Origin of the sequence: Lysinibacillus sp. NPDC093692 (genome assembly GCF_050280125.1) — a bacterium.
Taxonomy (GTDB): domain Bacteria; phylum Bacillota; class Bacilli; order Bacillales_A; family Planococcaceae; genus Lysinibacillus.
On record NZ_JBNNUW010000015.1, the window covers coordinates 108,285 to 115,448 of the forward strand.

General features: G+C 33.7%; 9 protein-coding genes. 3 read left to right on the forward strand and 6 right to left on the reverse strand.

Going from position 1 to position 7,164, the window contains the following annotated elements; all coding sequences use genetic code 11:
- Positions 1-1,047, forward strand: a complete 1,047-nt coding sequence (locus tag ACQKN4_RS16370) for an Mrp/NBP35 family ATP-binding protein (RefSeq protein WP_079563073.1) — start codon at positions 1-3, stop codon at positions 1,045-1,047.
- Positions 1,048-1,243: 196 nt separating this feature from the next.
- Here the strand turns inward: ACQKN4_RS16370 and ACQKN4_RS16375 are convergent, their stop codons facing one another.
- The 5 genes from ACQKN4_RS16375 to ACQKN4_RS16395 all read right to left on the reverse strand — a co-directional run bounded on the left by ACQKN4_RS16375 (position 1,244) and on the right by ACQKN4_RS16395 (position 5,190).
- Positions 1,244-1,531: a hypothetical protein gene (locus tag ACQKN4_RS16375; RefSeq protein WP_049667586.1), complete on the reverse strand. Its 288-nt coding sequence runs from the start codon at positions 1,529-1,531 to the stop codon at positions 1,244-1,246.
- Positions 1,532-1,693: 162 nt separating this feature from the next.
- The gene (locus ACQKN4_RS16380) at positions 1,694-3,052 is read right to left on the reverse strand and encodes a lytic polysaccharide monooxygenase (protein ID WP_079563072.1); all 1,359 of its coding nucleotides are present in this window, start codon (positions 3,050-3,052) and stop codon (positions 1,694-1,696) included.
- 448 nt (positions 3,053-3,500) lie between these two features.
- Positions 3,501-3,701, reverse strand: coding sequence for a hypothetical protein (locus ACQKN4_RS16385; RefSeq protein WP_079563071.1), 201 nt, complete (start codon positions 3,699-3,701; stop codon positions 3,501-3,503).
- A 724-nt stretch (positions 3,702-4,425) separates the two neighbouring features.
- Positions 4,426-4,896 carry a hypothetical protein gene (locus ACQKN4_RS16390; RefSeq protein WP_427484211.1) on the reverse strand — a complete coding sequence of 157 codons (471 nt, stop codon included), beginning with the start codon at positions 4,894-4,896 and terminating at the stop codon, positions 4,426-4,428.
- 114 nt (positions 4,897-5,010) lie between these two features.
- Positions 5,011-5,190, reverse strand: a complete 180-nt coding sequence (locus ACQKN4_RS16395; protein ID WP_427484212.1) for a helix-turn-helix domain-containing protein — start codon at positions 5,188-5,190, stop codon at positions 5,011-5,013.
- A gap of 159 nt (positions 5,191-5,349) precedes the next feature.
- Between ACQKN4_RS16395 and ACQKN4_RS16400 the strand changes: the two genes are divergently transcribed.
- The gene (locus tag ACQKN4_RS16400) at positions 5,350-6,105 is read left to right on the forward strand and encodes a hypothetical protein (RefSeq protein ID WP_427484213.1); all 756 of its coding nucleotides are present in this window, start codon (positions 5,350-5,352) and stop codon (positions 6,103-6,105) included.
- A 322-nt stretch (positions 6,106-6,427) separates the two neighbouring features.
- Here ACQKN4_RS16400 and ACQKN4_RS16405 read toward each other — a convergent pair whose 3' ends face one another.
- On the reverse strand, positions 6,428-6,640 hold the full coding sequence (locus ACQKN4_RS16405) for a hypothetical protein (RefSeq protein WP_427484214.1): 213 nt from the start codon (positions 6,638-6,640) through the stop codon (positions 6,428-6,430).
- Between the two features lie 16 nt (positions 6,641-6,656).
- On the opposite strand from ACQKN4_RS16405, the gene ACQKN4_RS16410 reads away from it, so the two are divergent.
- Positions 6,657-6,920, forward strand: coding sequence for a tyrosine-type recombinase/integrase (locus ACQKN4_RS16410; protein ID WP_427484215.1), 264 nt, complete (start codon positions 6,657-6,659; stop codon positions 6,918-6,920).
- Positions 6,921-7,164 lie beyond the last annotated feature (244 nt).

Consider the following 7,164-nt stretch of genomic DNA (forward strand, 5'->3'; position numbering starts at 1 on the left):
ATGCTAACGAACGAGCACATTTTAAAAACTTTGCAGAAAGTTGATGACCCAGAGCTTCATAAAAGCATCGTTGACTTGAATATGGTACGTAATATTCAAGTCAATGGTACGCATATCTCACTTGATATTATCTTAACTATTCAAGGATGTCCTTTGAAAGCCAAAATCCAACAAGATGTTGAAGAAGCGTTGAAAGCGATCGGCGCAACAAATGTCTCCATTACATTTGGTTCTATGACAGATGACGAACGTCGTAGTTTAACAGCTTCTTTAAAATCAGAAAAAGTTACGGATAAAGGTATGCCTACAATGCTTCTACCCGATTCTGGTGTCAAATTTATTGCAATTACTAGTGGTAAAGGGGGCGTCGGTAAGTCTACTGTGACGATTAACTTAGCAGTGGCCCTTGCCCGTCTTGGTAAACGTGTAGGTATTTTAGATGCCGACATATATGGATTTAGTATTCCAGCTATGATGAAGATTCATCAAAAACCAACGATGCTTGACCAAACAGCTATTCCAGTAATAAGTCATGGTGTAAAAATCATGTCGATGGGTTTTTTCACAAACGAAAACCAACCTGTCATGTGGCGTGGTCCAATGCTTAACAAATGGATTCGCAATTTCCTTGTTAATACACATTGGGATGAATTAGACTATCTCCTCATAGATTTACCACCTGGTACAGGAGATGTTGCCATTGATATGGCGGCAATGATTCCACAAGCACAAGAAATTATTGTCACAACACCGCACCTTGCAGCTTCCCATGTTGCTTCTCGTGCAGGTTTGATGGCTCAACATACGAAACACTCGATTCTTGGTGTTGTTGAAAACATGGCTTACTTTGAAAATTCGAATGGTGAAAAGAACTATCTATTCGGTCAAGGTGGCGCCGAAAAATTGGCAGATGAACTTCAAACAAGTATCATCGCTCAAGTTCCATTTGCGCAACCTGAGGAAAATACAGGCTCTTCTGTTTACGACGAAGACTCCATCATCGGTGAAGTATTTACCCACCTTGCAGAAGATTTAATGTATCAATAAAGTGGACTTTTTCAGCAGTAGGCGTTTTCTACATCCCCTACTGATGATTAGCCTAAACTAATCAGGCTTTTACAGGCAGTTAATCTTCCGCCTAAGGGCATGATAAAACCTAAAAATCCTTGTCTCGCTTTTAACACGAGACAAGGATTTTTTAATGGAGCCATGTTCAACTTTGAAACACTCCCTACTATTTGGTTCAATAGCCAGCCTTCTTTAAAACTTGCATAAAATAAAAACGGTACGTATTTTTAACGAAAGAATCTAAAGGCAGTCCAACATTTAATTGATACTTAGTAAAAATAAAATAAAAACGCTTATCCCATTTTAATCTTAATAATTCCCCAGCATCTTCACCGTATTTCTCTGTAAACTCCTCAATTAAAGGTTCAATCATATAGTAGCAATAGTCTTTTAAGTTTGCGAGAGCCTCTATATCTTTTTCCTTTTGAAAACGTGTAATCCAATCTACTAATTGTTCATTCATTTTAAAATCCATCTTTCTATCTTGAGTTTCTTCCTATTATATTATACCTCTTTTTATAAGTTTTCTCTTCTCTCGTTTCTTAGACATTTGGATTGATAAAGTCATTAACTAAATTTGAAAAAAGCCTTGCATAAGCAAGGCTTTTTATTAGGACTTTACTTTTTATTTAACTTCTTTCCATAAAGACAATGCAAAAATCCAATTTGGATCTCCATATCCTTGATAGCTTTGAACCGCTTCATATACTTTACCTTGGTGCTCTACTTTATCACCTTTTGTATATGCCTTATATGAACTCCATTGCTCATAAGACGCCCCTTGCTCTTTTGTAGTCACAGTTAAAACGGAACTTTTAATAGATTCATTTCCAGCTGCATCAACAGCAGTGACTGCATACTTATAAGTTGTATTAGCTTGTAGATTCATGTCCATAAAAGATGTAGTTTTAGATGTTCCAACTGCAGTCATTTGCCCTACTGGTGTTTCTCGGTAGATAACATAATGGTCAACTGCTACATTATCCTCTGATGCACTCCACATTAAGTCTACACTTGATGATGTTACTGCCATCGTATGTAGTGTAGTTGGTTGCGTTGGTGCTTCCGTATCTGGAGTTGCTTTCATTGTCTCTACAAATGTAGATTCACTTTCTTTAGAAACATTTCCAGCGGCATCCACTGCCTTTATTGTATATGTATATTTTGTTTCCGCTTTTAAATTTTTATCTGTGAATGTAGTTCCCGCTACATTTCCAACTACTTTACCATCACGGAATACTTGATATTCTTTTACACCTACATTGTCTGTAGAAGGATTCCATTTTAGTTCAGCGCTGTTAGAAGTAACTTTCGTTGCTTGTAATCCATTTGGTTGAGATGGAGCTTCCTTATCTATATCCACATTATTAACCAAATTAACATCAATGACATTGTAGAAAGCATTTGTAGTATCAGCTACATCCCAAACAGCTAAAATAACGTGGTAGCCACTACGGTCCGTTGGTACGTTAATTGTATGCGTTAAATTATTTGATGCAGCAGAACCATTATGTTCAACAGTTCCAATTGGCTCAAGATCAGCGCGAGTTAATGGCTTATTAGAATCCCAGCCCTTTTTCGTAATATAATAGTGCCATTTGCTTGTTAAATGTGCTGCAGTGTACTTCCATGTAAAGGTATTCGGTCCACCAGTAATCGTATTTTTAAACCAGCGATTTGCAGTTTGCTGATCGAGGATGCCACCAAACTTACCACCTGCAGATGCAATTTGTCCATCAATTGGTCCACCTTGTGGGAATCCTTTTGGTGCCTCTAGACTTTGTGGCTCATACATAATGCTTCCACAACTCAAGTTAAGCGCGCCATAATTTTGGCTACATAAAGCGGAGCGGCTAGCTGGTTTCTCAACAAACCCATGGGCCGATGCATTTGGTGCCATTGTAACCCCCATGATTCCAGCTGCTAAAATGGCAGCACTTATCCCCTTTGTACTCTTACTTAGTTTTGTGAATTTAATGTTCATATTACTAATCTCCTTACTTTTAAAATTGTGTTACTACTGGTATGATAGCTATGAATTTATTAATAAGCAAACTATGCATAAACATGATAAAGGGTGTATTATGTTAGTATGTTTTTTCTTGAAATACGTAGATAAATAGTGCTAAATATAATAAATATCTTATCATTTTGTTATATTCTATTTGAAAGTGCTATGAATTTTAACAAAACGTTCATAAAGTGTTCAAGTTAAATTTGTCATTTTTACGATTTCAACAAAGAAATAAAGACTAAAAAACAGCTCATGCTTCTTAGGCATGAGCTGTTTTCACAAGAAGTACTTTCAATTTCAAGCTGACTCTTTTGCTTCTTTACTATCTATCTAAAATATATATAAACTATTAGTAATATGATTAGCAATATTTTTATTTATTCTTTACCTATTTGAACGAAGAAAACTACGCCTTATTCTAATTTGCGAGCCCTTTATTATATTCAACCCACTTTTCCATTTCTCTCTCCACAGCTCGATTTTGCCATTCAAACCAAATACCCGAACATTCACTACAATGACTGTCTACCCCACTTTTATTATGCGTATCTTTACGTGTAAATAAAGTTTTTTTACGACAGCTGTAGCAGTAAACTTCATTCTCTTTATCAAATTCCATACCTATCAACTCCAACATTTTTACCCTATTTCTTTCCGTTTTTTATATAAATTATTCTAATTTACAAAAGAATCTTTCTGAAGGAAGAATGATAGTAACAAATGGTTTAGTGAGAACATCTCTAATTATATGTGAATAATTCCTTCATTGAATTACACGTGCAATTCTGTTCATTTAGCGACGAAACGCTGTCCATGATCAGATAACGTAGCCTAACGATATTAAACTTCTGTCAGCTTTATTTAGAAAGATAATTGATATGTTGTACGGCTGTTCCGCCAAAACCGTTTTGAAATAGGTTTTTACTATTCAACTAAAGTTGGAGGTTAATGGATGTATCATTATACTATGTGATAAGATTTGTATATTATACAATTTTATACTATAAGGTTTTTCAATTATAGGAGGTATGATATATTAAAGCTAACCTTAACTTAACCCTCCCTACAGTAGTCAGTCGCGACCTGCCACATAAAACTTCTGTGCTACCATAGCAGTACTTATACGCATGTTCTGCTATCCTGATTTAGTTCTGCAACCTTTTGAATGATTGCTTAGCTACCTGTCTCATTGTAGCAAGCTCAGTTTTATGCAATAATAACAAACCACTTACTCTGCCTAGTACCTTTGAACGATTCATGTATTCTGCTTTGAGCTTTAGGTTTCTAATTAATAGTTTTCACCAACACAAAAAAGCACACCAAATTAATGATGTGCCTATACATTACTCTTGAATCGTAGTTAAAATTCCATCTTCAAAATACAAATATTTATAATTATCATAAACCCATTGTTCATTAATACTATTAGATGTTGTAGTACGGTTAACATCCTTTGGTTTACCCCATTTAGATTCCAAAACTTCTTCCTTTCTCATCCCAATATAAATATCACTTTTTTGATTTTCTTCATAATAATACCCCCACATATTGTGGGAAATTCCAACAACTCCTTCTTTATATTCAAATTCTTCATTTATTTCAGCACTCATTCTCCCTGTATAATTCGGGTTTACATTTTGCGCCAATTCTTCTTTCGCTTCAAATGATTCATAACCATAATTATTCTGTTTTAATAATGCATAATAGTATAAAGAATTACCGTCCTCACTATGTTGTATCAGTTCTTTTTCTTTATACAAACTTATCGCCGCTCCATACCTCCCTTTTTTCACCAGCTTTTCCATTATATCCAAATATTGTTTCGTTTCCTCCGTCTCAACTCTCGCCATTATTTTAAGTAATATAGATTTATTTTCCTCGCTAATATGTTCTGATTCCTCAATGAAGTCAATAGATTCATATTGACTTCATGTTATATAAGATTCCAATAAAGCTGGTACTGCCAAATTAAGATTCTTTCTTTCTAGCATACTGATATATGCTCTATCCAAACTGCTTCTATGCGCTAATTCTTCTTGTAATAGTTTTAGATATTTACGAACTCGTTTTAATGCTGCATCAATTGTAATATTTTCAAATTCATTCAAAGTATAAATCTCTTTTTAAATTAATTACAATAGTATGGTGGGTGATAAGACATTACGGTTTACAAAATGGATTAAAATTGAAATTTTCATACTAACATAGTAGTAAATGTAGTAAACTAAATTAGTAGACCAAAGTATTAGTTTTTGGAGGAATCAAAATTGCAGGAAAACCAAGTCGATGTTGTGAAAGTAAATAATCAATACAATAAGTTCATAATATTAATTTTATGCTTATTCACTCTTGTTGGTTGTACTAATCAAGAAACTACAAAAAAGTTAGAAGAAAAAGAAGAATCAATTGAAACAAAGCAAACAGAAGAAATATCAGTTGAAGATCAAAAGCGTCAAGAAAAAGCTAAAAATATTGAAAAAAATATGATCAAGCTTATAGATGAAGAAAGTTACTTAGATGTAATTTCCTATTATAAAGAGTCGTTTATTCAAAGTCCTGATTTAGAAATCAGACCAACAGATAAAACGATTGAACTTTATAATCTTGCCGTTCAAAGGTATTATGAAAAAATGGAAACGTTCGGTACCTTTGGTTACGAAATTTTAACTTTAGATAATGGAGATTTAAGTGAAAATGTTAAATCATTTATATATCAAAAATTTTCAACAGATATAGAAGAACTTGAAGCATCTATAAAAAAAGAAAAAGCTGAAAATCTTGAAAGATATGCAAACGATAAAGCAGAACGGGAAGCGCAAGAAGAAGCTAGGAGAATTGAGGAAGCTAAAAATCGTATTTACATAGGAATGACAAAAGAGCAAGTTCTCGATACCAATTGGGGAGAACCCGACGACATTAACCGAACAATTACTGCTAGTCATCAATCAGAGCAATGGGTGTATTCAGATTACGGGAAATATTTGTATTTTGAAGATGGAATATTGGTAACAATACAAGATTAGGATTCAAGATTTACCATATTATTAAAATAAAAAAGATAGAGTGACCTGCTCTATCTTTTTTTATCTGTCCTGTCAGAAGTCCCCAGTCATGTTACGCTTAACGAAGCCATGACAATTTGATTGACTGCTTCAACGGAACATCATTGAGCAGAGCCATTTTTCACCTTTTAGATAAATTTCTTTAGCAGGAATTAACTATATCACAAACCCAAAACCTTACTTCATAAATACTGATTCTTAGTATTAGATACTTTACCAAAGTGAATTTTCTAAGTTCGGTCTGCTATTTATTTGTGTACAATCATTACGTTCATAAAGCCAGTTATAAAACGGTACTGATCGTTCTCTTTTTGGTGTTTCTTCTATCATATGATGATTTACTAGACCTAGTCCTTAATTGCTCTACAGCTTTACGATATGCCCCTACAAATACAGCTCGTAATGTACTAGTAATTGTTACTGTACCGTTCGCAATCTCACGGATAATGTTAGCTATAACGTCTTTAGCGTTCACAAAATCACGTATATCGTTCATTTTTGTGGCCAGTCAAATGAACAATCAGAGAAAAAATTTCTATAATAAGAAAGGTATGAATGAATTCAAGAAATTAATATTAGCTGTAACAAATGAAGGTGGCAATAAATTATTACGAAAAACACTAGATGCATTGGAGATCGAACATATTTATATTCATGGTTTACGCCATACTCATGCCAGTGTTTTGATTTACAAAGGTGCTAATATTTATGCTGTTTCAAAACGTATTGGACAATCTGATATTCAAACAACACTTGATCATTATTCGCATGTATGAAAAGAGATGGAAGAACGAGATAAAGAAATAGCAATCAATGTTTATTCATCTTAATTTTTTTGTTTACCTAAAATAGATTTTATATGTTATTCAATGCGATTTTTAATATTTATCAAAATATAAAAAAAAACGCTCAAAACCTAGTATTCTGAACTGAACCCCGAATAGTGGACACTTTAAAAAGTGACCCTATTCGGGGTTTTTTGTTCATTTCACAAAAAAATCTCGTTATACTAAATATACG

Coding starts and splice junctions, on each gene's coding strand:
- ACQKN4_RS16380 (WP_079563072.1), bottom strand. CDS start 3,052: ATGAACATTAAATTCACAAAACTAAGTAAGAGTACAAAGGGGATAAGT.
- ACQKN4_RS16410 (WP_427484215.1), top strand. CDS start 6,657: ATGAACAATCAGAGAAAAAATTTCTATAATAAGAAAGGTATGAATGAA.
- ACQKN4_RS16370 (WP_079563073.1), top strand. CDS start 1: ATGCTAACGAACGAGCACATTTTAAAAACTTTGCAGAAAGTTGATGAC.
- ACQKN4_RS16405 (WP_427484214.1), bottom strand. CDS start 6,640: ATGAACGATATACGTGATTTTGTGAACGCTAAAGACGTTATAGCTAAC.
- ACQKN4_RS16385 (WP_079563071.1), bottom strand. CDS start 3,701: ATGGAATTTGATAAAGAGAATGAAGTTTACTGCTACAGCTGTCGTAAA.
- ACQKN4_RS16375 (WP_049667586.1), bottom strand. CDS start 1,531: ATGAATGAACAATTAGTAGATTGGATTACACGTTTTCAAAAGGAAAAA.